This window comes from Kribbella sp. NPDC104218 (assembly GCF_055584105.1).
Map to the genome: position 1 here is coordinate 323,085 of NZ_JBVJMQ010000002.1, position 25,032 is coordinate 348,116.

Here is a 25,032-nt window from a genome sequence, read left to right on the forward strand (position 1 = left end):
TCACCCGCGGAGGAGGTCGCCCGTGATCAGCCCGGTCAGCGCGGCGACCGCCTCCTCGGCGGTCACCCGGTCGTGGTTCAGCTCGACCGCGAGCGCGTCAGCCGCGCCCAGGACGCCGACGCACCGCACGCGCAGCGCCGCCGCAGGCAGCCGCGAGTACGGCATCAGCGCGACGAACATCAACTCGACGTACTCGTCGAGCAGATCGTGCTGCGCGGCGTCCGCCTCGGGGTCGCCTTTCAGCGCCGCCGCCACCGCCCCGAACTCGGGCAGGTCCGTCGCGCAGGCGAAGTAGGCCTCGCTCAGCACCCGCGCGACGGCGTCCGCGGTCGCCTCAGCCGACCCCAGCGCCTTCTCGACCGCCGTGCGGTGCTGTTCGTCCAGCAGCCGATAGAGGGCCAGGAGCAGACCCGAGCGGGTGCCGAAGTGGTCGTAGACGATCGGGCGGCTGACCGCGGCTGCCTCGGCCAGGGTGACCAGCGTCAGACCGTCCGTACCCCGCGTGCGGACGAGGGTGAGCGCGACGCCGAGCAGCTGCTCGCGCCGGGCCTGCTTCGGCATACGGGTCGTCATGGTCCTCCTTGCGGCTGCCCCCAGCTTAAGCTACAACTTGTAACCTACACAATGTAGCTAAGGAGCTGATGATGACTTCCGTACTGATGCTGGGCGGTTCGGGCCAGGCCGGGTCGAGTACCGCCGCGATGCTGCGGAGCTGGTACCGCGACCTGCCGCTGACGATCGCCGGCCGCGACCTGAGCCGTGCGCAGCAGGTCGCGACCAACCTCGGGACGGCGTCCGCCGTCACCGTCGACCTGTCCCGCCAGGGCCTCGGCCTCCCCCAGGACGCGCGGTACACCGCCGTCGTGGCCACCGTCTGGGACAAGCACCTGCAGGGCCTGCACTACGCCCAGGACCACGGCATCCCGTACCTGAGCATCTCCAGCGGCATGTCCGATATCGCCCCCGAGGTGGTCGCGAGCGGTCAGCGGCCGACGGCCGCGCCGATCGTCGTGGGCAGCCACTGGGGAGCCGGCATCGCGGTCCTGACCGCGATGGACGCCGCCCGCGCGTTCGGCCGGGTCGACGCGCTCGAGATCGCCGCCGTCCTCGACGAGAAGGACGCCGGCGGTCCGGCCTCCGCCGCGGACATGGACCGGTGGGCCGACGCCGCCCCGACCGCGATGATCCGCAAGGACGGCGTCTTCACCTGGACCGCGGAGGTGGACGTCGACGTCCGGGCGGCCGACGGCGTCGTCCTCCCCGGCCAGCTGGCCGGGATCCTCGACGTCCCGAGTGTCGCGCTGGCGACCGGGGCGCGCGACGTCCGGTTCGCGTTCGCGATGGGCGAGTCGTCCGGACGGCGGGCCGGCGGCGACCCGTCGCACGACGTCCGGATCGAGCTGCGCGGCAGCGACCACGAGGGCGCACCGCTGGCCCGGACCGTCCAGCTCGTCCACCCCGGCGGCCAGCGTCCGGCGACCGCGGTCGGGATCGCGCTCAGCGTCGAGCGGCTGCTCACGCTCCGCGGCGACGTAGTTGCCCCCGGCATCCACATGCCCGAGGGCCTGGTCGATCCCGCGGACGCCGTCCGCCGGCTGCGCGAATCCGGGGCGACCATCACCGATCAGCCGATCGGCTGATCCCGGGTCGAGCTCAACGGGCGATGCGAGGGCCCCGCACCGTCCGGCAGGCTCGAGCCATGAGCACGCCACCGGTCGTCGAAGTCAGCAATCTCCGGAAGTCCTACGGCGGGCGAACCGTCGTCGACGACATCTCCTTCACGGTCGCCGAGGGCGAGATCTTCGGCATCCTCGGCCCGAACGGCGCCGGTAAGACCACCACCGTCGAGTGCGTCGAGGGCTTGCGGGTGCCGGACGGCGGACGCGTCCGCGTCGCCGGTCTGGACCCGGTGGCCGACCACGCGGCCGTCACCCAGCTCCTCGGCTCGCAGCTGCAGGAGAGCGAGCTGCAGGCGAAACTGACCGTCCGCGAGGCGCTCGAACTGTACGCCGCGTTCTACCCCGAACCGGCCGACTGGCGGCAGCTCGCCGAGCGGCTCGGGCTGACCGCGCGGCTGAACACCCGCTTCGGCGTCCTCAGCGGCGGCCAGAAACAACGCCTGTTCATCGCCCTCGCCCTGATCGGGAACCCGCGCGTCGTCGTCCTCGACGAGCTGACGACCGGGCTCGACCCGCGCGCCCGCCGCGCGACCTGGGAGGTCGTCGAGGAGGTCCGGGAGCGCGGCGTCACGGTCCTGCTCGTCACCCATTTCATGGCCGAGGCGCAGCGGCTCTGCGACCGGATCGCCGTCATCGACCAGGGCCGGATCACCGCGCTCGACACGCCGAGCGGCCTGATCGCCCGATCGGCCGGCTCGACGGTGATCTCGTTCACGCCGTCCGCGCCGCTCGACGACGAGCAGCTCGCCGCGCTGCCGGCGCTGGTCTCGGTCGAGCACAAGGGCGACCGGATCACGCTCGCGGGCAGCGACGAGACCGTCAACGCGGTCATCTCGCTGCTCGTCCGCAACCACATCACCGCGCACCAGCTCCGCGTCACCGACGCCACGCTGGACGACGCCTTCCTCGACCTGACCGGAGCCAACCGATGACCACCGCCATCGCGGTCCCCCGCGGCCCGTACGCCGCCGTCCTGCGCTCCGAGGCCAGACTGCTGGGCCGCGAGCCCGGAATCCTGTTCTGGGCGCTGGGCTTCCCGCCGATCCTGCTGGTCATCCTCGGGCTGATCCCGGCCTTCCGGGAGCCCAGTGCCGGCCTCGGCGGTCTGCGCACCATCGACGTCTACGTCCCCGTGCTGGTCCTGGTCGCGGTCATCATGACCGGTCTGCAGACGATGCCGCCGGTCATCACCGGCTACCGCGAACGCGGCATCCTGCGCCGGATGTCGACGACTCCGGTCCGGCCGTCCGCGCTACTGACGGCGCAGATGGTTCTGACCGGTGGGATCGCTCTGTTCTCGGCTCTGGTCTGTCTGACTGTCGGCCGCCTGGTGTACGACGTCCGCCTGCCGCGCCAGCCCTTGGCGTACACGCTTGCGCTGTTGCTCACGACGGCCGCCGCACTTGCCTTCGGCGCGCTCATCACCGCGATCGCCCGGACGGCGAAGGTGGCCACCGCGATCGGGTCCGCGACCTTCTTCCCGAGCCTGTTCTGCGCCGGGATGTGGCTGCCGGTCCAGGCGATGCCGGACCTGATGGCGCGCATCGTCACGCTGACTCCGTTCGGCGCTGCCGCTCAGGCGCTCGGCGACGCAGCGGCCGGGCACTGGCCGGCCTGGGCGGATCTCGGCGTCCTGGCGGGCTGGGCGGTCGTTCTGTCGGCCGGTGCGGTGCGCTGGTTCCGGTGGGAGTAGCGGCAGGGCAGACTGAGGTGGTGACAGCAGAGTTCGGCAACCTGGACAGGCATCAGCGGCTGTTCACCAAGCTGGCGCCGCTGGCGCTGCTCGTGCTGTCGACCGTGCTCGGCTACGCGACCGCCAGCCTGATCATGCCGGAGCAGTGGAAGCAGACCACTGCCACCGTGCTGGTTGCCGGTGCGCTGCTGCTCCAGCTCACCTGGCTGTGGATCAGCCCCCGGCACCCCAAGCCGAACAACCTCACCCTGGCGTACTTCGTGCTCCGCTGGGCGCTCGCCGCGACCCTGGCCCTGCTGAACGGCTTCTTCGCGTTCTACGTCGCAGCGGGGTACTTCGACACCGACGGCATGATCCGATCGCGGACCGGGCAGCGCCTCGGCCTGTTTGTCTGCTCCGTCCCCATCTCGTTCGCACAGGTCGGCGGTATCCCCACCGACGGTCCGATCGGCTGGATCGTGTTCGGCTTCCTGCTGATCGTCAACAACGCCCTGCTGGGTTTCGTGCGGCACCTCGGTGAGCAGTCCGAGGAGCGCTCCGAAGCGCGTGCCGCTGCCATCGCCCAGCTCGAACAGGCCCAGGCCGAGAACGCCGCCCTCCAGGCCCAGCTGCTCGTGCAGGCCCGTGAGGCGGGTGTCGCCGACGAACGGCGTCGCCTGGCCGCAGAGATTCACGACACGCTCGCGCAGGGTCTGACCGGCATCATCGCTCAGCTGCAAGCCGTCGAGACCACCAGCGATCCCGCGGTCGCCAAGGACCATATCGCCCGCGCTACCGACTTGGCCCGGGACAGTCTCGGCGAGGCCCGGCGCTCGGTGCAGAACCTCGCGCCAGAAGGGCTGTCGTCCGATGCGCTGCCCGAAGTACTCCGCAAGACGGTCGACCAGTGGGCCGAGCGGACCGGCGTCCGCGCTGATTGCACTGTCACCGGGACGACGCACCGTCTGCACGGCGAGCTGTCGGCGACGCTGCTCCGCGTGACGCAGGAGGCGCTCGCCAATGTGGCGAAACACGCTTCGGCGTCCAGAGTCGGCGTGACGCTGAGCTTCATGGACACAGAGGTGACGCTCGACGTCCGGGACGACGGCGTCGGGTTCGATCCGCTCAGCTTGCCGGGCCGATCCGACAGCGGCGGTTTCGGGCTGGACGGGATGCGTGCACGAGCCGAACGGCTCGCCGGCTCGCTGGTTGTCGAGGCGGAGCCAGGTGGAGGTACGGCGGTCTCCGCGCGCGTACCGTTGGTGGTCGACGAACGATGACAGGGGACGACGTGATCTCGCTACTGCTGGTCGACGACCATCCCGTCGTCCGGAACGGCCTGCGCGGCATGTTCGAGTCCGCAGGCGGATTCACTGTGCTCGCCGAGGCGTCCAACGGCGTCGAGGCCGTCGCACTGGCCGCGGAGCACGACCCGGACGTCATCCTGATGGACCTGCGGATGCCTGGCGGCAGTGGGCTCGAAGCGATCGCAGAGCTGCGCCGACGCGGCGCACGGGCGAAGGTGCTCGTGCTGACCACCTGGGACACCGATACCGACACTGTGCCCGCGATCGAGGCCGGTGCGACCGGCTATCTACTCAAGGACGCTCCCCCGCACGAGCTGTTCACCGGCGTCCGCGAGGCCGCGGCCGGGCGGACGGTCCTGTCCCCCGCGGTCGCGTCGCGGCTGGTCTCCGCCGTCCGCGAGCCGGCTGCCGCACCGCTGGCGGCGCGTGAGCGGGAGGTGCTGGCGCTGGTCGCGAGAGGGACCTCGAACCGGGAGATCGCGCGCGAGCTGTTCATCAGCGAGGCGACCGTGAAGACGCATCTGAGCCACGTGTTCACCAAACTCGGGGTGAACGATCGGGCCGCGGCGGTCGCGAAGGGTTACGAACAAGGGATTCTGGGCCGCGACTGACGCGTGGGGCCCGGTCCACCGGCAGGTGTGGGCCGGGACCCATCTGCGGTCAGTTACAGATGGTTGGCGACATCACCGTCGTGGGGCTGTCCCACGCGGCGCATTGCACCGTCGAGTGGCCGTACCAGTTGTGGCCGAACTCGTGCGCCACGAGGAGCGCGTCGTCGTTCACACCGCCCATGTACAAGGCGATGCGCTGGCCGGCTCCCCAGTTGCAGCCGACAACGTTGCTACCGCCACCGCAGTCGGTGATGTAGCCGTTGCGGCACTCGATCGGGGTGCCGCCACCTTCGGTGAGCCCCTGCCACGCCGCTGCACCTTGCCGGATGGCGGATGCGTGCTGCGAGCAGGAAGCGGTGATGGTGTAGCTGCGCTGGCTCGGAACGGGCCAGCCGCCAGGTGGCGGTGCCATCACCTTCGCCTTGCCCTTCAGGCTTGCGGGCATCGGGGCGACAGTCGTGCCGTGCGGCGCGGACGCACCTTCGGCGTGGTCGGATTCGGTTTCGGAGTGGGCGGATGGGGACGAGGCCGCCATCGTGACCGGTGCTTTGTCGTCGACGACGCCGGCCAGCGAGACCGGTGCGGCATAGGTGACGACGGCAACGACCACGCTGGCCAGGCCGGACAGCATCAACAGCTTGCGCGCCATTGATTCCTCCTTCTGTGGGGGGCGGTGCCTCACGGGAGGGCGGAGGCAGAAGGTGCGCACACGCTAAAGGAAGTAGACCAATGCTGTCCATGGTTCGGTTACCGAACGCCACCCTTCGGCTACTTTCCGCCCGTGAAGGTAATCCCTTGCGTGATGTGTTTCTGTGCCGCGAAGAACAACGCCAAGCAGGGCAGGGTGATCAGCACCGAAGTTGCCATCAGCAACGGCGTGTCGGTGCCGTTCACCGACTGGAAACCGGCCAGGGCCAGCGGCAACGTCTTCCACTGGTCGGAGTTGATGTAGATCGCCGGGCCGAGGAAGTTGTTCCAGTAGCCCATGAACAACAGGATCGACACCGCCACCACGGCGGGCCGGGCCAGCGGCAGGTAGACCGACCAGAATGTCCGGAACCAGCCACATCCGTCGACGACCGCGGCGTCCGCCAGCTCACCCGGCATCCGCGCGAAGAACTGCCGGAACAGGAAGATGAAGAACGGCGAGCCGAAGAACGCCGGCAGGATCAGCGGGTAGAGCGTGTCGATCATGCCGAGGTTGTTGAAGAGCATGAACTGCGGAACCATCGTCACCTCCCCCGGCAGCAGCATCGTGGCCAGGACGACGGCGAACACGACACCCGAGAACCGGACCCGCAGGCGGGCGAAGGCGAACCCGGCCAGCGAGCACGACAGCACTGTGCCCACGATCGGGATCAGCGTCGTCAGCACCGAGTTCAGCGTGTAGCGCCAGAACGGGAACGACGTCACCGCGCGGACGTAGTTGTCCCACAGGAACTCCCGCGGGACGACGCTCGCCCCGGAGCTGCCGACCCCGGCCAGCGAGCGCAGCGAGGTCGCGATCATCCACAGGAACGGGTACACGAACGCGACCGAGCCGGCCGCCAGGACGACGTACAGGACGACGGTCGTCAGCGTGCTGCGGCGTCTCATCGGGCTCTCCGCTTCCGGCGCGTGGTCAGCTCGGTCTCGTAGTACACGGCGAACGCGCTGCCGCGGAACGTGACCGCGGTCAGGGCGAGGATGACGACGAACAGGATCCAGGCCAGGGCGGACGCGTAGCCCATCCGGAAGTTCTGGAACGCGTTGTCGTACAGGTAGTAGACGAAGAACAGCAGTGAGTCCTTCGGGCCGCCATTGGTGACGAAGCCCTGGGTGAAGATCTGCAGCGAGCCGATGATCCCGGTCAGCGCGTTGAACAAGATGATCGGTGACATCTGCGGCAGCGTGACATGCCAGAACATCCGCAGCTGCCCGGCGCCATCGATGGCCGCGGCCTCGTACAGGTTCGGCGGGACGTCTTTCAGCCCGGCCAGGTAGATCACCATCGCGCCGCCGACCGTCCACAGACTCATCAGGATGACCGTCGGCAGCGCCCAGGAGGCATCGTTGAACCAGCCCGGCCCCTCGATACCGAGTTTGCCGAGGACGTCGTTCGCGAGCCCGTACTGCGGGTTGAAAACCCAGAGGAACAAGACCATCTGGGCCACGCCGGACACCAGGCTCGGCAGGTACCAGATGGTTCGGAACAACCGCATCCCGGGTAGTTCGGTGTTCAGCAGCAGCGCCACCACGAAGGCGAGCGCGGTCTGCAGCGGAACGCTGATCACGCCGTACAGCAGCGTGACCTTGAGGGCCTGGCCGACGCGCGGGTCCTGGAACGCCTCGGTGTAGTTGGCGAAACCGACGAACCGCGGCGGGGTGATCAGGTCCCACGAGGTCAGGCTGACGTAGATCGAGGACGCCATCGGGCCGACCGTGAAGATCGCGAAGCCGATCAGCCAGGGCGAGATGAACAGCCAGAACGCAATCGCCTTGTCCGCGCGCGGCCACCGGCGCCGCACCCCGTACGCCGCCAGTCCGATGACGGCGTACAGGGCGATCAGGAGCAGCAGGAACGGGACCAGCGGCACCAGGACGCCGGGGACGCCCCAGGCGGCCGCGAGGTCCCGGATCCAGCCGACGGTGGGATTCACTTCTTCAGGGCCTGCGTGCACTTGGCGGCGAGCTCGGGCAGCACCTTCGCGACGTCGTCCTTACCGCTGCCCAGCGCCGTGTAGCTGGTCATCCCCTTCTCGGCGTCCCCGGACAGCTGCGCCTCCCGCGGTACCGAGACCCCGACCTCACCGGCCTTCAGCGCGGTGGTGAAGGCGGCCAGATTGCGGTCGGCCGGCAGCACCTTCTCCAGCGTCGGCGTCGACGCTGCGATCACCGGGACGCCGAGCGCGGTGTTGCCCTGGATCAGCTGGTCCTGCGCGGCCTGACTCGTACCGGCGAACTCGACGAACTTCTTGGCGGTCTCGAGCTGCTTGCCGCTCGCGGTCTTGCTGATCGCGAGCCCGTCGACCTCCATCGGGAACCCCTTGCCAGGCACCGGGACGAGCGTCCAGTTCGGCTTGCTGATCTTGGCGAAGTCCGCGACCGTCCACGGGCCGAAGTCACTGAAGGTGGCCAGCCGCCCGGCGGCGAACCACTGCGCCTGGTCCTGCCCCTGGATGTCCAGCGAGGTCGGCGAGGACTTCGCCTGCTGCAGATCGACGACGTACTGCGCGGTCTTGACACCGGTCTCGTCGCCGAACGTGCACGCGGTCGCGTCGGTGTTGAAGTAGCCGCCGCCCGCGGCCGTCAGCCAGCCGCGATACCAGAGGTTGCTCGAACCGTAGACGCGCGCTTTCCCCTCGCCATGGGACAGCTTGGCCGCCAGCGTCTTGAACTCGTCGAGCGTCAGCGGCGTCGTTGCGCTCGGCAACGGGATGCCCGCGGCCCGGAACGCGTCGACGTTGATCGCCATCACCTTGGGCTTCGCGGCGAACGGCGTCGCGTAGTACTTACCCTCGAACTGCATCGACGACGAGATGTTCGGCTGGACGTACTTCGCCGGATCGACCTGCTGCTCGGCGAAGCTGGGCGCGAACCCGGCCAGGCTGGTGTTGCTGATCTCGATCACGGTGGACTGCGTGCCGCCGGCGATCGAGGTCTGGATCTTCTGCTCGTAGTCGGACTGGATCCAGTTCGTGGTCACCTTCGCACCCGGGTTGGCCTGCTCGAAGGCGGCCGCGATCGCCCGCAGCGACGCGGCCTCGGAGTTCGTTCCCCAGAACGAGAAAGTGATCTCGGCGGAGTCGCTGTCGGCGTTCGAGGCGGGCTGGTTGCCGGTCGCGCAACCGGCGGCGAGCAGCAGCGCCACCGCGGCGGGGAGCAGGCGGGCAGAAGTTTTCATGAGGGGTCCTTCGGGGATGTGCTGACCCGGGCGGTGCCGCCGGGGTCGAGGATGTGGGGTTGGCCCGCGACGATCACGGTCAGCGGGCCGGGGCCGCTGTGCACGGTGATCTCGGTCGCGTGCCGGGCTTCCTGGGTGATGCGCAGGTCCCAGCCGCCGACCCGGAGATGGTCCGCGGTCAGGACGCCGATCTCGGCCGGCAGATGGGAGTCGACCGCGAGGACGGCGTCGCCCGCGCGCGGCCGGAGTCCGAGCAGACCGGCGACCAGATGCTCGACGACGGTGAACGAGATCTCCGGGTAGTCGTCGCGGCTGTCGATCAGGTGCTTGGTCCAGGCCCAGGCCGACTCGTCGCGGCCGTGTTTGAAGAGCAGCTCGGGGTAGTAGCTCTTCGACTCGATGTTCAGCGGCGGGTTCGCCGCCATCTGGGCTTCGAGGTAGTCCAAGAACCGTTCAGAGCGCTCTCCCGTGCCGCTGAGGCCGAAGAGCGCGGCAAGGGTGTGCGACTCCAGGCCCCAGTCGAAGTCGAGGCCGTCCTTGGTGACGCCGCGGGCGAAGTGGTCGCCCTGCCACCAGGTTCGGTAGATCGCCTGGAGCCGGTCGGCCTCGGCGTCCCGGCCGAGTTTGCGGAGGACGGCGTACTGCGCGGCGAGGCCGTCGCCCGCGATCAGGAGCGGGGCCTCGCGTTCGTTGTAGGTGGCGGTGCCGAGGAAGATGTCGGCGGTGCCGCCCGCCTCGGGGACGCCGTCGCCGTCGGAATCGTGGGCGGTGACGAAGTCGCCGACGCAGCTCCGGTAATAGGCGGCCAGGTCGGGGTCGTCGAGCCATCGGCGGTCGCCGGTCCAGTCGTACTGTTCCAGCGCCCGGTAGGTCAGGTCGAACACCGCGGGGATCTCCCGGACGAAGTGCTCGTCGGAGTGGTAGTCGAGGGCCGCGATCCGGCCGTCGAAATGGAAGGCCCAGAGCGGGAACCACTTCCGGGTCGGTGTCGCGGAGCGGGCGAAATGCCGGAGCATCGCGAAGTTCTCGGCGTCCAGACCGAGCAGGTGCGCGCCGGCCGCCTGGTGCGCGACGTCGCGCAGGTAGAACAGCTCCCGCGACGGGTAGCCGGCCCAGTACGACGGCAGGTTGCCCGGGCCGGTCCGCACCCAGGCCAGAGCCCGGTCCCGGGCCCAGCCGAAGGCCTGCTCGAGATAGCTGGAGTCAGAGCTCACTGCGAGCACGGACACTCCTCATATTAGCGGTAAAATTCCTAGCTAAAGTAAGTACATTAGACCAATTTCGTCAATACTTCGGCGGGGCCGGTTTTACCGCTATAGTCCGGCTCGTGACGAAATTCGAGATCCGCTCTCCCGACGGCCGCTCACACCGGACCGGCAGCGCCGACGGCGCGCGCTCGGTCACGGAGCTGCCGAGTTCTGAGCCCGGCGTGCTGCTGTTCGAGGTGCTGGCCGATGCCCCGGTCACCCTGCGCTGGACGTGGCCGACCGGGCCGGCCGTGACGCTGTGGCGGGCCAGTCAGGGCGCGCGCCGCGAGCTGCCGACCGACTGGGGCTCGCGGCGGCGGATCCGGTCGGTGCGGTCGGCGCCGGTCGGCAGTCTCGTCGACGTCCGCGATCGGAGCCTGACCACGGTCTCGCTGTCGGCGTTCGTCCGCGGCTGCGAGTTCGCCATCGGGGTGAACGAGGAGACCGGTGAGCAGCTGATCGAGTTGCTCGTCGACGATGTCGAGCCGACCGACGGCGTGCCGCGGTTCGTACTGCGGGTCGATCTGCGGGAGGTGCATTTCGCCGAGGCGCTGCGCGGGGTGACCGCGGCCTGGGCGGCCGAGCTGGGCGACCGGATGGCCGTCGTCCCGGAGTTGGCGCGGTCGGCGATGTACTCGACCTGGTACAGCGACCATCAGCATGTGACGGCCGAGCGGGTCGAGCACCACGCACGCGCCAGCGCGGCGTACGGGTACGAGGCGATCATCGTCGACGACGGCTGGCAGACCGACAGCACGGCGCGCGGCTACGCGTTCTGCGGTGACTGGGAGCCGACCAGCACGAAGTTCCCGGACATGGCGGCGCATGTGCGCCGGGTGCACGAGGCCGGGCTGCAGTACGTGTTGTGGATCGCGCCGCCGTTGATCGGCGTCCACTCCAAGGCGTGGGAGCAGTTGCAGACGCGGACGCTCGGCTTCGTCGACAGCGAGGTGGTCGCGGTGCTGGACCCGCGGTACGCCGACGTGCGCGAGCATCTGGTCGAGTGCTGCGTCCGCCCGGTGCGGGACTGGGGTGTCGACGGGTTGAAGATCGACTTCATCGACTCGTGGGCGTGGGACGGGCCGGTGCCCGACGCGCCGGATGCCGACTGCTCGTCGATCGACGAAGGCGTCGAGCTATTGCTGCAGGCGGTCCGGGACGAGTTGCAGCGGCTGCGTTCCGAGGTGCTGATCGAGTTCCGGCAGGACTACGTGAACCCGCGGCTCTGGCAGTTCGGCACGTTCCTGCGCGCCGGAGACTGCGCTTTGGATCCGGTCGAGAACCGCGTGCGGACGATCGACACCCGGCTGCTGGCCGGCGATCGGGCCGTGCACTCGGACATGCTGATGTGGCATCCGTCGGCGGCTCCGGAGACGGTTGCGCAGCAGTTCATCGGCGCGCTGTTCAGTACGCCGCAGGTGTCGATGGAGTTGGAGGCGTTGCCGGCCGAGCACGATCGGGTCGTCCGGTACTGGCTCGGGCTGACTCGTGAGTTGGGGGCTGTGCTGCAGCACGGCGTCCTGGTGCCGTCTCGGTCGGATGCGCGCTACTCGCAGGTGCGGGCTGTTGGGGAGACGACTGTGGTGGCTGCCTACAGCGATCCGGTTGTGCGGCTGACGGAGTCCGATCGGTCGGTGGTGCTGGTGAACGGCGGCGGCGAGCCGCGACTCCTGGTCGAAGGTGCCGGTCCCGGGCCGGTCGAGCTCGTAGTGTCGGACTGCTCTGGGGCCGAGGTGTCCCGGAGTACGACGACTCCGCCCGCGCTGTGGGTGGTCGACGTACCGGTGGCCGGGGTGGCCAGGATCGAACGGAACTGAGGGGGCTCGCGCGTGGTGGAGCAGCGGCGACGGCGGACGACGGTCGCGGATGTCGCGAAGCTGGCCGGGGTGTCGGCGATGACGGTGTCGAACGTGCTGAACGCGCCACATCGGGTCAGTGACCCGACAGTTCGGACGGTGCAGGCCGCGATCGACGAGCTGGGCTACATCCCGAACCACGCCGCGCGGGCGCTGTCGTCGGGGCGCAGCCAGGTGATCGGGCTGCCGCTCTATCTCGAGGACGAGAACCCGGGGCTCGGCGGCTTCCTGCACGGTCTGCTCAGCGGCCTGGTGCAGGCCGCCGCGAGCTCCGGGTACGGCGTCCACGTCACCACCCCGACCGCGGGAGCGACCGAGATCGCGCTCTACGAGAAGCTGATCGCGGCTCGCCAGGTCGACGCGATCGTCGTCCTGGAGACGATGCCGAACGACGAGCGGATCGAGTTCCTCAGCCGGCGCCGCTTCCCGTTCGTCGCCTTCGGCCGGACCGGGCCGCGGCACCGGCAGTGCTGGGTCGACGTGGACAACGAGACCTCGATGGCCGGGATCGCCCGGCACCTGCGGGAGAGCGGCAGAGAGAGCGCTCTCTACCTGCGTACCAACGGCTCCCTACCGTGGATCCACCAGCGCGAGACCGGTTTCACCAGCGCGTTCCCGCGCACCGACGTCCGCACCTTCGGCTCCCTGGCGGCAGTCGAGGAGTACGTGTCGGAGAGCGCTCCCCCGGATGTTCTCGTCGCCGACAACGACGCCTTCGCAGTCGTCGCGATGCGCGCCCTGCAACGCCGCGGCCTCCAGATCGGCCAGGACGTCGCAGTCACCGGCTTCAACGACTTCCCCTTCGCCGGCATGCTCGACACTCCCCTGACCACCGCCCGGATCCCCCTCCGCGACATCGCCGCCTCCCTCTTCGACCGCGCCCTCCACGAACTCACCGGCGCCCCCGACGAACCCGGCCGCCTCGTCACCGCCCCCCTCATCATCCGCGCCAGCGCCTGACCCCACGGCTGACACCACGATCAGGTACGGCGCCAGCGGCCGCTGCCTCGACAGCAACGGCGGCGGCGATGTCTACACGCTTCCGGCCAACGGGAGCGCTAACCAGCGCTGGCTGCAGTAACCCGCATCCCGCCGCCCCCGCGTGCCCGACCGGCGACGCGGGGCGGTGGCGCGTCGGGTCCGGTGCTGGCGGGCCGAGTTGGGGCAGGCTGGGGTTGACGCGTCGGCCGGCTGGAGGAGGGCTTGTGAACGAGGGGATGCGGCATATCCGGCGCTGGCCGGCTTCGCTGGCGGTGGTCGCCGTACTGGTGTTGCAGCTGCTGGTGCCGACGCAGATCGCCATGTTTCCGCGGTGGGTGATGCCGGCGCTCGGTGGGCTGCTTCTGTTGCCGCTGGTCTGGATGAACCCGTTCCACCTGCGCCGCGACGAGCCGTGGCTGCGGTGGGTCGAGCTGGCGCTGCTCGGCGTCCTCGTGCTGGCGAACGCGGTCTATCTGGCCGAGCTGATCGGCTATCTGAACTCTGGCGATGCGAACAACGGTCTGGTGCTGGTGAAGGCAGCCGTGCTGATCTGGGTGACGAACGTCGTCGCCTTCGGCGTCTGGTACTGGGAGGTCGATCGCGGCGGCCCGTTCGCCCGCGCACCCGAGCACGAGCGCGCGGCCGAGCGGGCCGACCTGCTGTTCCCGCAGATGACCGTCGACCTCCCCGGCTGGGAGCGCTGGCTGCCCGGGTTCACCGACTACCTGTTCGTCGCGTTCACCGCCGCGACGGCGTTCAGCCCGACCGACACGATGCCGCTGACCGCCCGGGTGAAGGTGCTGATGGCGATCCAGTCCGCGATCGCGCTGCTGACGATCGCGGTGGTCGCGGCGCGCGCCGTCAACATCCTCTGAGACGATTCGAAATACGAGATATAATTCCCGGTATTTAGATATATCCTGAGGCTCCGCAGTCTGCCGCCAGGACCAGGGAGCCGCCATGAGAGTCGCCGTCGTCGGAGCCGGAACCATGGGGCAGGGCATCGCCGCCGTGCTGGCCGCCGCCGGGCACGAGGTGACGGTCGTCGACACCGCCGACCGGCTCCCCGGCAGCCTGGCCCAGATCGCCGCCCGCCAGCCCGCTCCCCCGGCACCGGTCACCGGGACGCCGGATCTCGCACAAGCCGTGGCGGACGCCGAGCTGGTGATCGAGGCCATCCCGGAACAGCTCGACCTCAAGCTCGACGTCCTCGCGGCGATCAGCGCGGCGACCGGGCCGACCACGATCATCGCGACCAACACCTCCGCACTGCCGCTGGACCAGCTGGCCGCCGCCGTCACCCGCCCGGAGCGCTTCCTCGCGGCGCATTTCTTCCACCCGGCCGAGACCATTCCGGGCGTCGAGGTCGCCCGGACCGAACAGACCGATCGGCAGCCGGTCGACGACGTCCTTCGGCTCCTTAGCGCAGCCGGCAAGGAGCCGATCGAAGTCGCCGCCTGCGTCGGGTTCGTCGCCAACCGGCTCCAACTGGCCCTCTTCCTCGAGGCGCTGGCATGTGTCGACGAAGGTCTGATCAGCCCCGCGGACCTGGACGCCGTCGTCCGCCGCACGATGGGTGTGCGGCTACCGGCGTACGGGCCATTCGCGGTCGCCGACATGGCCGGTCTGGACGTCTACAGCGCCATCCTGACCGTTCTGCATCAGCAGTACGGCGACCGGTTCGCCGTACCGGAGCGGATCGAGGCCATGGTCGGGGCCGGCCGGCTCGGCGCCAAGTCCGGCGCCGGATTCTTCGAGTACGCCGATGCCGACGGCCTGGCCGAGCGCCGCGACGCTGTGTACCGGCGGATCCTGGGAGCGGTCGGATGACCGCCGTGATCACCGGCGCCGGTCGGGGTATCGGCCGGGCCATCGCCGTCCGGCTGGCCGCGGACGGCGCCGAGGTCGTCCTCGGCGGGCGGGACCTCGCCGCCCTGGCAGAAACCGCCGCTCTGATCGGCGACCGGGCGCACGTCGTCGGCGTCGACCTCAGCATCGAGCAATCGGTGGAGTCGTTCGGCGAGCAAACACGCGAACTGATCGGGACGCCGGACGTCGTCGTCTGCAACAGCGGCATCGGCGGGCCGTCCGGCCCGCTGTGGACCCTCGACCGCGCGGACTGGCAGCAGACCCTGGACGTCAATGTCACCGGCACCTTCCTCGCCCTGCGCGCGTTCCTGCCCGGCATGATCGAGCGTGGCTCCGGGAGCGCCGTCCTGATCGGCTCGATGACCGGCAAACGGCCACTGACCGGCCGGACGCCGTACGCCGCATCGAAGCTCGCGCTCGTCGGCCTCGCTCGCACGCTGGCCGCCGAATGCGGCCCGCACGGCATCCGGGTGAACGTCGTCTCCCCCGGCTTCGTCGCCGGGCCGCGGCTCGACTGGGTGATCGAGGCCCAGGCCGAGGTGAGTGACCGCGACGCCGACGCCGTCCGCGCCGAGATGCTGGCCGGCGTCCCGCTGGAACGGTTCACCACACCGGAGGAGGTCGCGGCAGCGGTCAGCTATCTGGCGACCGCCGCGTCCGTGACCGGCGCCGATCTGAACGTCTCGGGCGGCCTGGTCATGTACTGAGGCGGCATCCGGTGAGATGACTCTCGACAGCGATGTAATGAGCATGAGAGCTTATGCTCATGTACAGCACGAAGTCGGTGGGGCTCGGTTTCGCGGTCTTCTCAGCCGTGACATTCGGTGGCTCGGGGCCGTTCGCGAAGGCGCTGATCGGCGCCGGTTTCACGCCGCAACAGGCCGCGTGGGTCAGGATTCTGGGGGCGGCGCTGCTGCTCGTCCCGCTGGTGCTCGCCCTGCGCGGGCGGGCCGGGCTGCGCGCGGCGCGGGCGTCGTGGAAACCGCTGGTGCTGTACGGGCTGACCGGGATCGCCGGCTGCCAGACGCTGTTCTTCATCGCGGCCAGCCGGCTGCCGGTCGGGGTCGCGCTGATGCTGGAGTTCTCCGGCCCGGTCCTGGTGGTGCTGTGGCTGAAGTTCGGCCAGAAGGTCTCCGTACCGCGGTCGGCCGCGATCGGCGTCGGCATCGCGCTGCTCGGGCTGGCGACCGTCGCCGAAGTCTGGTCCGGCTTGACGCTCGACCTGATCGGGCTGCTCGCCGGGCTCGCCGCGGCGGCGTGCCAGGCGACGTACTTCATCTTGATCGACAAGCTGACCGGGGTCGCCGATCCGCTGGTGATGACGGCGGCCGGGTCCGTCGTCGGCGCCGTCGTCCTGACGCTGATCGCCGTACCGTGGCAGACGCCGTGGCACGTACTCACCGACACGATCGCGATCGGCGAGCGGCAGGCGCCGGGCTGGGTGATGGCGACCTGGCTGATCGTGGTCAGCACGGTCGTGGCCTACCTGGCCGGGGCGGCCGCCGTCCAACGGCTGTCGGCCGCGATCGCCGGGGCCGTCGCGTACATCGAGGTCGTCGCCGCCAGCCTGTTCGCGCTGATCCTGCTGAACGAGCGGCTGACGACCAACCAGCTCATCGGCGGCGCGATCGTGCTGCTCGGCGCGTTCGTGGCCCAGTCGTCGGTGGGGAAGGTCGCGCCCCCGGAGGTGCCCGCCCCGCCCACCGACGTCCTGGATCCCAGCCTCACCTGAGGGAATCCACCAGCTCGCGGGGCAGCCCGTGGGTCTCGTGCAGGTACTCGTAGTCGGTCTCGTCGAGCTGCTTGTGGAACCGCTCGTGGCTGAGGATCTTGCGGCCGCGGTCGAGCAGGTTGCTGAACCGGATCTCCTCGTCGATCAGGATCCGCCGGACGAGCGTCACGGTCTCGCCCTGGTGGAAGTGGTTCAGCGTGTGCTCGAACAGCTCGATCGGCAGTTCGGACAGCGAGCGGGACTCGTCGCCCTGCCACAGCAGCGTCAGCACCCGGCGGAGCAGCCGGCGCAGGACGTACCCGCGGCCGGTGTTCGACGGGTGGACGCCGTCGCCGACGATCACGATGCTCGAGCGGAGGTGGTCGATGACGATCCGCCGCGACGTCTCGTCGAGCGTCCAGAGCTGCGGGATGTGCCGCATCCAGGGCTCGAACAGGCTGGTGTCGTAGACGGAGTCCTTGCCTTCGAGCAGCATGGTCAGCCGCTCCAGGCCGAGGCCGGTGTCGACGTTCTGCTGCTGCAACGGCTCCAAGGAGCCGTCGTCGTGGCGTCGGTAGCGCATCATCACGTGGTTCCAGACCTCGACCCAGCGGTCGTCGGTGGTCGGCGTCCCCTCGGGATCGCCATCGCCCGTCCAGACGAACATCTCCGAGTCGGGGCCGCACGGACCGGTCGGGCCGTTCGACCACCAGTTGTCGTCGGTGGTCAGCTCGATCGGGAGGCCGAGGTCCTGCCAGGTCCGCAGCGACTCTTGGTCGAGCGGGACCTGATCGTCGCCGCCGAACACCGTGACGTACAAGCGGCTCGGGTCGATCCCGAACCCGCCGGTCAGCAGCTCGAACCCCCAGGTGAGGGTCTGCGGGCTGCCGTAGTCGCCGAGCGACCACGAGCCGAGCATCTCGAACACGGTCAGATGCGTCGAGTCGCCCACCTCGTCCAGGTCCGTCGTCCGCAGACAGCGCTGGATACCGGTCAGCCGGCGGCCCAATGGATGTGGCTCGCCCTCCAGGTACGGCGTCAGCGGATGCATCCCGGACGTCGTGAACAGCACCGGATCACCCAGGCGCGGAATGAGCGTGGACCCGGTCGTCGGAACGTGGCCGCGGTCGAGGAAGAAGTCGATGAAGGTCCGGGTGACGGACTTCTGCAGGGTGGTGGTCATGGTCTCTGGTCCTTGTCGTGAAAGACCGGAACCGAGTCACCTGGCGCTGGAAACAACAACACCGGCGAACCGTTTCCGGTCGCCGGTGGTGGAAGAAGATGTCAGGCAGCGGCAGCCGGAGAGCGCGAAGCTCGTACGGCTGCTACAAGGCTGAACATCGAATGCATGAAACGCAGAGTACACGACCGCACCAGCTAAATGTCCAGTAGCTCGCGGAGGGTGGCGCCGGTGGCGGTCCAGCTCCAGTTGGACTCGGCCCAGGTTCGGCCGGCTTGGCCGAGGGCTTGGGAGTGGGTCGGGTCGCGGAGGAGGTCGATCAGGCGGACTGCGACGGCGGCTGGGTTGTAGGGGTCGACCAGGTAGCCGGTTCTGGCGTGTTGGAGGGTGTCGGGGGTGCCGCCGGAGTCGCCGACGAGGACGGGTTTGGCGGTGGCGGAGGCTTCGAGCGTGACGATGCCGAGGGCTTCGGGCTCGAGGCCGAGGCGGCGGGTCCGGGTAGGGAGGGCGAAGACATCGGCGGCGTCGAAGTAGGCGGGGATCTCCGGCCAGGGAACGGGCCCGGTGAAGATGATGTGGTCGCGGAGGCGGGCGGCCAGGCCTTCCAAGCGGGTGCGATCGGGACCGCCGCCGACCAGGAGGAGCTTGGCGGTGGGGACCGCGGCCAAGACTCGGGGCCAGGCCCGGATCAGGGTGTCCTGGCCTTTACGCGGGATCAGCCGGGACACGCAGACAACGAGCGGAATCCCTTCCAGGCCTAGCGATGCGCGGAGTTCCGCGCCGCCGGAACCCGGGTGGAAGCGGGTCGTGTCGACGCCCGGAGTGAGGCGGCGCATCCGGCGTACGGCGTCCGGTGACAACGCGGGGGCGATCTGCTCGGCGCACCACGACGAGACCGTAGTGACGGTGTCGGCCGCGTCGCCGATCCGGCGGAGCGCCTGCCGAGTGCCCGGCAGGCGCGCCCACCAGGTCTCGTGCCCGTGCGTCATCGCGACGATCCGCCGCGCGCCGGCCCGCCGCAGCGCCGGCCCGAGCAGCCCCAGCGGCGCCGCCGCGCCGAACAGGACCCGGTCGGCGTCGTACGCACGCATCAGCTCGACCGCCCGCCGCGCGACCCGTGCCGTCGGCAACAACATCCGCGACCGATCGCGGACAACGGCGAACGGCAGACTCGCGTCGTACGCCGAATCCCCCGCCTCACGCGACGTGTAGACGACCACCGACGGCAGCTCGTCGCACACCGATCGGACGAACGTCTCGATCCCACCTTGCCGCGGCGGGAAGTCGTTCGTGACGACCAGGACCGTCATCGCGGCGGGATCGGCGTACCGTGTTCGGCCGCCCAGGCCCGGCCCATCGCGATCCGCTCCGGCGTCGTCGGATGACTGGCGAACATCCAGTACCGCCAGCGGCTCGGCGACAGGCCGGAGATGTTCGTGACGGCGAGATCGTGTTGCATGGCGACGAAGCTGCTCGGGTCCTTGGTGAGCTGGAGCGAGTGATAGTCGGCGCGCGCCTCGATCCGCCGGCTGATCAGATTCTGTACGGGCGCCGAGACGACCGTCGCGGCCGTGATCAGCGCGAGCAGCGTTGCGATCCGCCGCGGATCGGCGAGCCTTGCCCCGAGCAACAACCGCAGGAGGACGACGCCGAACGCCGCGCCGAGCGTCCCGATCAGCGTGCCGTGCAGGACGTCATCCTCGGCCGCGTGACCCAGCTCGTGCGCCACGACCAACCGCACCTGCGCGGGCGGTGCGCTCGTCAGCAGCGTGTCGTAGACGACCAGCCGGCGCGTCGATCCGAAGCCGGAAACGTAAGCATTCAAGGCGGTTGTCCGCTTCGAGGCATCCGCGACCAGCACGTCCTTGACCGGTACGCCGTCGTCCGCGGCCAGCTTGAAGAAGTCGTCTCGCTGCGGACCAGCGGGCATCGAGCTGAACTGGTTGAACCGCGGCTCGACCAGCACCGGGTACGCGAACGACACCCCGAGCACGAGCAGCGCGGTGACAATTGCCGCCGGCAACCACCAGCCCGTCCGCCAGCGCCGCGCCAGCGCGACCAGGCAGAGCGCGATCACGGCCAGCGCCAGCGACATCAGCAACCAGTTCACCGCGCGATCCCGCGTCCACAATCCCCAGCCCTGTACGGACAAGCCGTACTTCCGGCTGACTCGCTCGGCAAGCGCGTCGGTCGGCAGGGTGACCAGGCTGGTGATCAGCCCCAATCCGAAGACGAGCACCGGGACGCCGACGTACCAGCGGCTGATCCGGACGGCGTCGTACAAGCGGCCGCCGAGCGGGCTGAAGCCGATCGCGAGCGGGACGGCGACCGACAACACCCACGAGGTGGTGGACCAGGGCAACAACTCGCCGCGGAACGCGTTCTGCCGGGCGATCTCGGCGGCGGTGAAGTCGAGCGCCGGGTTGGGCTCGGGGACGGCGATCAGCTGCCACGGCGTCGTGGTGACGATCACCGCGACCAGCGCGGCGGCGAGCAGGACGGCGACGACGCGCGGCGCCCGCTCAGACACCAGCCAGCTCCTTGAGGTACTTCTGCCACTCGGCGACGAACTGCTGCTCGGTCATCCCCAGGTGCGTCTTGAAGGCATCGGACAGCCCGTCCGCGCTTCTCGACGTGTGCACCGCGCGGTAGAACTTCATCAGCTTGTCCTCGCCCTCGCGCTCGGCGATCAGCCGGCAGGCGAGCCACGCCGACTCGTACGCCTCGGGCAGGCTGGACGACGAGGCGGCGAACGCCTTCGTGTCGGGTAACGCCGTCGGCACCCGCCCAGCGCGAACCGCCTTGAACAGCTCCTTCGCCGCGGACTCGTCCTGCACGGGGACAGCCTCGAACGCGACGTAGTCCGCGAACCCCTCGGCCAGCCAGAGCGGCACCGGGGAGGCGGTCGCCGTCGAGGCCACATGTGTCGTCTCGTGGGTGAGAACGATCCGGCGGCCCTGCTTCCCCAGCTCGACGAACAGCTTCGGGTTCGCCACGATGCGCACCGGGGCGCCGATCTGCGGCGCATCCAGCTCGGCCATCGTGACGGCGGCGATCTGGGTGTAGGTGTTCGGCGCGGCGCCGAGCACGTTCTCCATCTGGGACTGCTTGGCCGGCAGCACGACCACGACCTTCTGCGGCCAGGACTTCCCCCAGACCTTGCTGACCGAGGTGACCGCACGGTCCGCGAGCGGGACGTATGCCTTCGCCTGGGCTGCGGAGTTCAGGCTGATCACCAGGCTGCGGTCGCCCTCGGCGACATCCAGCTCACCGAGTGTCCAGACCGGACGGCGCTGCCCGGCGACGAAGCGATCCGAGAACGAGGCGGCGTACGTCTTGCCGTCGTCGCGGCGGACGAACGTCACCGGCAGGATCGCGCGCGCGGGCTTCTGGTCGTAGCCCTTCAGCTGCCAGGAGACCTCCACCTGCGCGAGCCACGCCTCGGCGCCGCCGAGCTCGGCCAGCCGATCCGGCGCCAGCGCGGCGGTGTCGTCACTGACGTACCGGAACTGGAAGACGCCGAGCGGCAGTTTCTCGAGATTCGCGTAGACCATCCGCGCCGTCGTCCGGAAGGCGGTGGAGCGGTCGTCGATGGTGTCCAGGAAGTCGCTGCGGTTCTCGGCAGCGACGGCCTCGGCCATCTTCTGCAGGACCTCTCCCCCGGCGGTCGCCCGGCGGACGCCGTCCGCGGCCTGATCGTCCGGCGTGGACGAGGTCTGCGGACCTTGGGTGCCCGTCGGCGCGTTCGGGTCGGCGGGGGCGTCGGCGACCTGCCGGAGCCCGGCGTACCCGGCGCCGGCGACCAGACAGATCGCGAGGCCGATGGCGACCTTCTTCGCGATCGGCCCCACCGGCGGCCGCGGGCCGGACGGCGTCGGCGGGATCGGCGGCGGCCCGGCGGGCGGACGGCCACCGGGATCGGGACGCGGCTGCTCGACGGCAGGCAGCGGCAGTGTGTCGCCCTGGTCGTCGATCACTTCGGCCCCTCGCTGCTCACCTGCCCCAGTCAGGCGGGACACTACGTGCCTCCTCCGACAGTAGAACACCCGGATGGTCGTGAAACGACTCGGCTCCGGGGATGAGACCCCGGAGCCGGTGCGTAACGCAAGACGGAAGGTCAGCCCGGCCGCACGGCGCCGTTGTACGGCATCGTGTCGATGGAGGCCGTCTGAACCGGCTTACCGGACCGCGGCGCGTGCACCATCCGGCCGTTGCCGATGTACATCCCGACGTGGCTGACCGGGCTGTAGAAGAAGACCAGGTCGCCGGGCATCAGCTGGCTCTTGCTGACCGGGCGGCCACCCGAGCTCTTCTGCGCCTTCGAGGAGTGCGGCAGCGAGACGCCGGCCTTCTTCCACGCGTAGAGCATCAGACCGGAGCAGTCGAACGAGTTCGGCCCCTCGTCACCCCAGACGTACGGGTCGCCGAGCTGGTTCATCGCGGTCTGGACGGCGACGCCCGCACGCCCGTTGGCCGGGACCGGAGTGTCCTCGTCGTCGTCCATCCGGTCGCCATCGCGGCTGGGGCGCTTCTCGCGCTCCTTCTCGGCTTCCTTCTCGGCCTCGTCGCGCAGCCGCGCCCGCTCCGCGTCGCTGAGCTTGCTCAGGACCTTCTCGGCGGCGTCCAGCTTCGACTGGGCCTCGGCCTTGAGCTTGTCCTGCTGCCCCTGGACGGCCTTCAGCGCGGCCAGCTCGGTCTGCGCGCCGGCCTGGAGGTCGGCGAGCTTGCCCTGCGCCTCCTGGTACTTGCGGAGCGCGGCGTTCTGCTGGCCGGCGAAAGCCTGCGCCGTGGAGGCCTGGCTGAGGAACTGGTCCGGGTTCTGCGAGAGCAGCAGCTGCGCCGTCGTCGACATGCCGGAGGTCTGGTAGCCCGCGACGGCCAGGGAGCCGATCTGCCGCTTCACGCCGTCGACCTGGCGCTGCTGCTTGTCGATCCCCGCCTGCAGGGCCTTCAACCGGGTCTGGGAGGCCGTGATACCGCCGCGGAGGTCGTTGGCGTCCTCGCCGATGGCGGCCGCCTTCTCCTGCAACGTGGCGACCTGCTTCTTCGCCTCTTCGAGACTCAGCTTCGGATCGGCGTCGGCGCCCGACTGGATGAAGAGCACACCCGCTGCGACAGCGGTGCTCGTGATGGCGGCGAGGGCGATTCCCTTGGTGCGGTTGATGCGTCCGGTGGACACAGCCCGGTCGGTCCCTTCCTCTGCTCGACGCCGTCCCCGTCAACCACGCCGCCTACAGGCTTAACGCCCGAAGGACCCGCAAGGTCACTCACTCGGCTCAAACGCTGCCCGGCCGATCCGATCAACCGGCACCCTGAGGCAACGAGACGTAACCCTAGTGACCGTTTTGTGACCGGCGCAATTCGCCCCTCGGGTTTGATCCAAACTTAACGTCGGAATCCTCGCGGGGAAGGCTTTCCACGGCATGGACGAGGCGGAGCGGCGGGACGAGGCCGGAGTTGGCGAGGGCGGTGAGGGCGGCTTGCTCGTCGTCGTCGATGCGGAGGGTGGGGGGCGGGTCGGCGGTCAGGCCGAGGAGGACGGTGACCACACAGTCCTGGCAGCCGGGACCACGCATGACACAGGCGTCGCAGTCGATCAGCACAGCGTCCTCCAAAGGGGGAAGGATCCGGACTTGCATCCGGCTGAGAAGGACGCTAGAGAACCCCGCCGACAGTTTTCGGCGCGGACCGCGGATCAGGTGCGGGCGATGCGGCTGATCAGGCTCGTGGCGGCCAGGGAACGGGCGCCGAGTTTGGCGACGCTCTCGGCGACCTCGCGGTCGGTCGAGACGACGACGATCGGGCGGCCGGGCGGTTCGGCGCGGACGAGCTGGCGGATCACCTCGTCGGCGATGACGCCGGCCGGGCTGAAGCGGACCCGGACGCCGCGGGGCGCGGTGAGCTGGACAGGGCCGGAGAGCTCGGCGCCGTCGAAGACGACGGTGACTTCGATGCGGCGCTGGGCCACCAGGGCGCCGAGCGCGGTGACGAGGCGCTGGCGCTGGGAGTGCAGTGGCGAGGTCGGCCAGGCCGTCTTGGTCACGTTGTAGCCGTCGATGATCAGATGCACCTGCGGAAGGGACAGGAGCTCGTCGAACAGCGACGAGTCGTCCTCTGGCGCCGTCCGGCCTACTGGGGCCGCATCGGGCTCCGTACCGGCGACTGTGTCCGCTGGACGCAGCTCACCGCCCGGTGGGAGCGCCAGCTCGCGCCGGAGACCGCTGGCGGCCTCCAGGACGGTGTCGAGCAGGAGGCGGGTGCGGGTGGAGGCCATCTCGCGTTCCTGGCCTGCTGTACGCCGAGCCGCGTGTTCGATCGCCTCCAGCTCGGTGATGCGCGCCCGCAACCGGCGTACCTCGCGCTCGACCTCGCTGCGAGCCGCTTCGACGCGTTCGTCGGCCGTCTCGGCCTCAGTGGTGCGTGCGGCCAGGTCGGTCTGCAGACCGCCGATCCGCTGGCGGGCCTCGTTCAGCTTGCGGCGCAGCGTCACGTTCTCGGTCTTGAGCTCGTTCACCTGCTCGCGGAGCCGTTCGCGGACTTGGCGGGTCTCGGTGCGCGCCTGATCGAGCTGGTCGCTCAGCCGCGCGACCGCCTCGGAGTCCGCCCTCGGTGTCTCGACGGCGACCTGAGCCGCGTCGGCGACCCGCAGCTCCCAGTCGTCGGGACGCAACAGGTAGGCCAGCGCGGCGATCTCGACCGGGTCCGCGGCCGGAACAGGGATGCCCTCGGCAACGGCGTCCCCAAGCTCTTGGTGCTCACGGCGAACCTGGAACGCGGTCAGCCGCCGGAAATGCTCGTCGGTTTCCAGAATCGGCCCGAGCACGGACGCCGAGAGCTTCGCGCGTTTCGCCGGCGCGAAGCTGGCGAACCGCCGCAGCGGCGCCGGTATGTCGGTCGCGGGCAGCTGACCGAGGGCCTGCGCGGCCAGGGTCAGAACACGTTGCCGCACCGGTTCGGGCAAAGTCGTAGCGGCGGAGCTCGCGGCGGTGCCGGCCTCAGTCACCGGTCCGCAGTCCGTGATGCAGACCACAACGGA

General features: G+C 69.8%; 24 protein-coding genes. 11 read left to right on the plus strand and 13 right to left on the minus strand.

Annotated elements, in window-relative coordinates; translation table 11 throughout:
- A complete protein-coding gene (locus ACZ6ZD_RS17555) occupies positions 1-573 on the minus strand; it encodes a TetR/AcrR family transcriptional regulator (protein WP_465673238.1) in 573 nt (190 codons plus the stop codon).
- Between the two features lie 71 nt (positions 574-644).
- Between ACZ6ZD_RS17555 and ACZ6ZD_RS17560 the strand changes: the two genes are divergently transcribed.
- From ACZ6ZD_RS17560 to ACZ6ZD_RS17580, 5 genes are read left to right on the plus strand one after another with little or no spacing between them, the layout of a single operon-like run.
- A complete protein-coding gene (locus ACZ6ZD_RS17560) occupies positions 645-1,640 on the plus strand; it encodes a saccharopine dehydrogenase (RefSeq protein WP_465673240.1) in 996 nt (331 codons plus the stop codon).
- Between the two features lie 59 nt (positions 1,641-1,699).
- Positions 1,700-2,611 (plus strand): ABC transporter ATP-binding protein, encoded by a 912-nt coding sequence (locus tag ACZ6ZD_RS17565; RefSeq protein ID WP_465673242.1) that lies wholly within the window; start codon positions 1,700-1,702, stop codon positions 2,609-2,611.
- On the plus strand, positions 2,608-3,372 hold the full coding sequence (locus tag ACZ6ZD_RS17570) for an ABC transporter permease (RefSeq protein ID WP_465673244.1): 765 nt from the start codon (positions 2,608-2,610) through the stop codon (positions 3,370-3,372). The genes ACZ6ZD_RS17565 and ACZ6ZD_RS17570 overlap by 4 nt, the downstream gene beginning before the upstream one ends.
- Positions 3,373-3,392: 20 nt before the next feature.
- Positions 3,393-4,631: a sensor histidine kinase gene (locus tag ACZ6ZD_RS17575; RefSeq protein WP_465673246.1), complete on the plus strand. Its 1,239-nt coding sequence runs from the start codon at positions 3,393-3,395 to the stop codon at positions 4,629-4,631.
- Complete coding sequence (locus ACZ6ZD_RS17580) at positions 4,628-5,269, plus strand: response regulator (protein WP_465673249.1); 642 nt, start codon at positions 4,628-4,630, stop codon at positions 5,267-5,269. The genes ACZ6ZD_RS17575 and ACZ6ZD_RS17580 overlap by 4 nt, the downstream gene beginning before the upstream one ends.
- Before the next feature lie 49 nt (positions 5,270-5,318).
- Here ACZ6ZD_RS17580 and ACZ6ZD_RS17585 read toward each other — a convergent pair whose 3' ends face one another.
- From ACZ6ZD_RS17585 to ACZ6ZD_RS17605, 5 genes are all read right to left on the minus strand, one after another.
- Complete coding sequence (locus ACZ6ZD_RS17585; protein WP_465673251.1) at positions 5,319-5,918, minus strand: hypothetical protein; 600 nt, start codon at positions 5,916-5,918, stop codon at positions 5,319-5,321.
- A 119-nt stretch (positions 5,919-6,037) separates the two neighbouring features.
- Positions 6,038-6,865 (minus strand): carbohydrate ABC transporter permease, encoded by an 828-nt coding sequence (locus ACZ6ZD_RS17590; protein WP_465673253.1) that lies wholly within the window; start codon positions 6,863-6,865, stop codon positions 6,038-6,040.
- On the minus strand, positions 6,862-7,908 hold the full coding sequence (locus tag ACZ6ZD_RS17595) for a carbohydrate ABC transporter permease (protein WP_465673254.1): 1,047 nt from the start codon (positions 7,906-7,908) through the stop codon (positions 6,862-6,864). Before ACZ6ZD_RS17595 ends, ACZ6ZD_RS17590 begins: the two co-directional genes overlap by 4 nt.
- Entirely contained in the window at positions 7,905-9,152 is a 1,248-nt protein-coding gene (locus ACZ6ZD_RS17600) for an extracellular solute-binding protein (protein ID WP_465673256.1), read from the minus strand. Before ACZ6ZD_RS17600 ends, ACZ6ZD_RS17595 begins: the two co-directional genes overlap by 4 nt.
- On the minus strand, positions 9,149-10,366 hold the full coding sequence (locus ACZ6ZD_RS17605; RefSeq protein WP_465673258.1) for a hypothetical protein: 1,218 nt from the start codon (positions 10,364-10,366) through the stop codon (positions 9,149-9,151). Before ACZ6ZD_RS17605 ends, ACZ6ZD_RS17600 begins: the two co-directional genes overlap by 4 nt.
- A gap of 113 nt (positions 10,367-10,479) precedes the next feature.
- Between ACZ6ZD_RS17605 and ACZ6ZD_RS17610 the strand changes: the two genes are divergently transcribed.
- From ACZ6ZD_RS17610 to ACZ6ZD_RS17635, 6 genes are all read left to right on the plus strand, one after another.
- Positions 10,480-12,216, plus strand: coding sequence for a glycoside hydrolase family 36 protein (locus ACZ6ZD_RS17610; protein WP_465673260.1), 1,737 nt, complete (start codon positions 10,480-10,482; stop codon positions 12,214-12,216).
- A 12-nt stretch (positions 12,217-12,228) separates the two neighbouring features.
- Positions 12,229-13,215: a LacI family DNA-binding transcriptional regulator gene (locus ACZ6ZD_RS17615; protein ID WP_465673262.1), complete on the plus strand. Its 987-nt coding sequence runs from the start codon at positions 12,229-12,231 to the stop codon at positions 13,213-13,215.
- Positions 13,216-13,460: 245 nt separating this feature from the next.
- Complete coding sequence (locus tag ACZ6ZD_RS17620; protein WP_465673264.1) at positions 13,461-14,111, plus strand: hypothetical protein; 651 nt, start codon at positions 13,461-13,463, stop codon at positions 14,109-14,111.
- An 85-nt stretch (positions 14,112-14,196) separates the two neighbouring features.
- A complete protein-coding gene (locus ACZ6ZD_RS17625; protein WP_465673266.1) occupies positions 14,197-15,066 on the plus strand; it encodes a 3-hydroxyacyl-CoA dehydrogenase family protein in 870 nt (289 codons plus the stop codon).
- Positions 15,063-15,812: an SDR family NAD(P)-dependent oxidoreductase gene (locus tag ACZ6ZD_RS17630; protein ID WP_465673268.1), complete on the plus strand. Its 750-nt coding sequence runs from the start codon at positions 15,063-15,065 to the stop codon at positions 15,810-15,812. The genes ACZ6ZD_RS17625 and ACZ6ZD_RS17630 overlap by 4 nt, the downstream gene beginning before the upstream one ends.
- A 59-nt stretch (positions 15,813-15,871) precedes the next feature.
- Complete coding sequence (locus ACZ6ZD_RS17635) at positions 15,872-16,837, plus strand: EamA family transporter (RefSeq protein WP_465673270.1); 966 nt, start codon at positions 15,872-15,874, stop codon at positions 16,835-16,837.
- Here the strand turns inward: ACZ6ZD_RS17635 and ACZ6ZD_RS17640 are convergent.
- The 7 genes from ACZ6ZD_RS17640 to ACZ6ZD_RS17670 all read right to left on the minus strand — a co-directional run bounded on the left by ACZ6ZD_RS17640 (position 16,830) and on the right by ACZ6ZD_RS17670 (position 24,945).
- Complete coding sequence (locus ACZ6ZD_RS17640; protein WP_465673274.1) at positions 16,830-17,999, minus strand: alanine--tRNA ligase-related protein; 1,170 nt, start codon at positions 17,997-17,999, stop codon at positions 16,830-16,832. The genes ACZ6ZD_RS17635 and ACZ6ZD_RS17640 overlap by 8 nt on opposite strands.
- Before the next feature lie 194 nt (positions 18,000-18,193).
- Entirely contained in the window at positions 18,194-19,306 is a 1,113-nt protein-coding gene (locus ACZ6ZD_RS17645) for a glycosyltransferase family 4 protein (protein WP_465673275.1), read from the minus strand.
- A complete protein-coding gene (locus ACZ6ZD_RS17650) occupies positions 19,303-20,526 on the minus strand; it encodes a M48 family metallopeptidase (protein WP_465673277.1) in 1,224 nt (407 codons plus the stop codon). The genes ACZ6ZD_RS17645 and ACZ6ZD_RS17650 overlap by 4 nt, the downstream gene beginning before the upstream one ends.
- Positions 20,519-22,015, minus strand: coding sequence for a hypothetical protein (locus tag ACZ6ZD_RS17655; protein ID WP_465673279.1), 1,497 nt, complete (start codon positions 22,013-22,015; stop codon positions 20,519-20,521). The genes ACZ6ZD_RS17650 and ACZ6ZD_RS17655 overlap by 8 nt, the downstream gene beginning before the upstream one ends.
- 98 nt (positions 22,016-22,113) lie before the next feature.
- Positions 22,114-23,175: a C40 family peptidase gene (locus tag ACZ6ZD_RS17660; RefSeq protein ID WP_465673281.1), complete on the minus strand. Its 1,062-nt coding sequence runs from the start codon at positions 23,173-23,175 to the stop codon at positions 22,114-22,116.
- 154 nt (positions 23,176-23,329) lie between these two features.
- Positions 23,330-23,599 (minus strand): hypothetical protein, encoded by a 270-nt coding sequence (locus tag ACZ6ZD_RS17665; RefSeq protein ID WP_465673283.1) that lies wholly within the window; start codon positions 23,597-23,599, stop codon positions 23,330-23,332.
- 92 nt (positions 23,600-23,691) lie between these two features.
- Positions 23,692-24,945, minus strand: coding sequence for an NYN domain-containing protein (locus ACZ6ZD_RS17670; RefSeq protein ID WP_465673285.1), 1,254 nt, complete (start codon positions 24,943-24,945; stop codon positions 23,692-23,694).
- Positions 24,946-25,032: the final 87 nt, after the last annotated feature.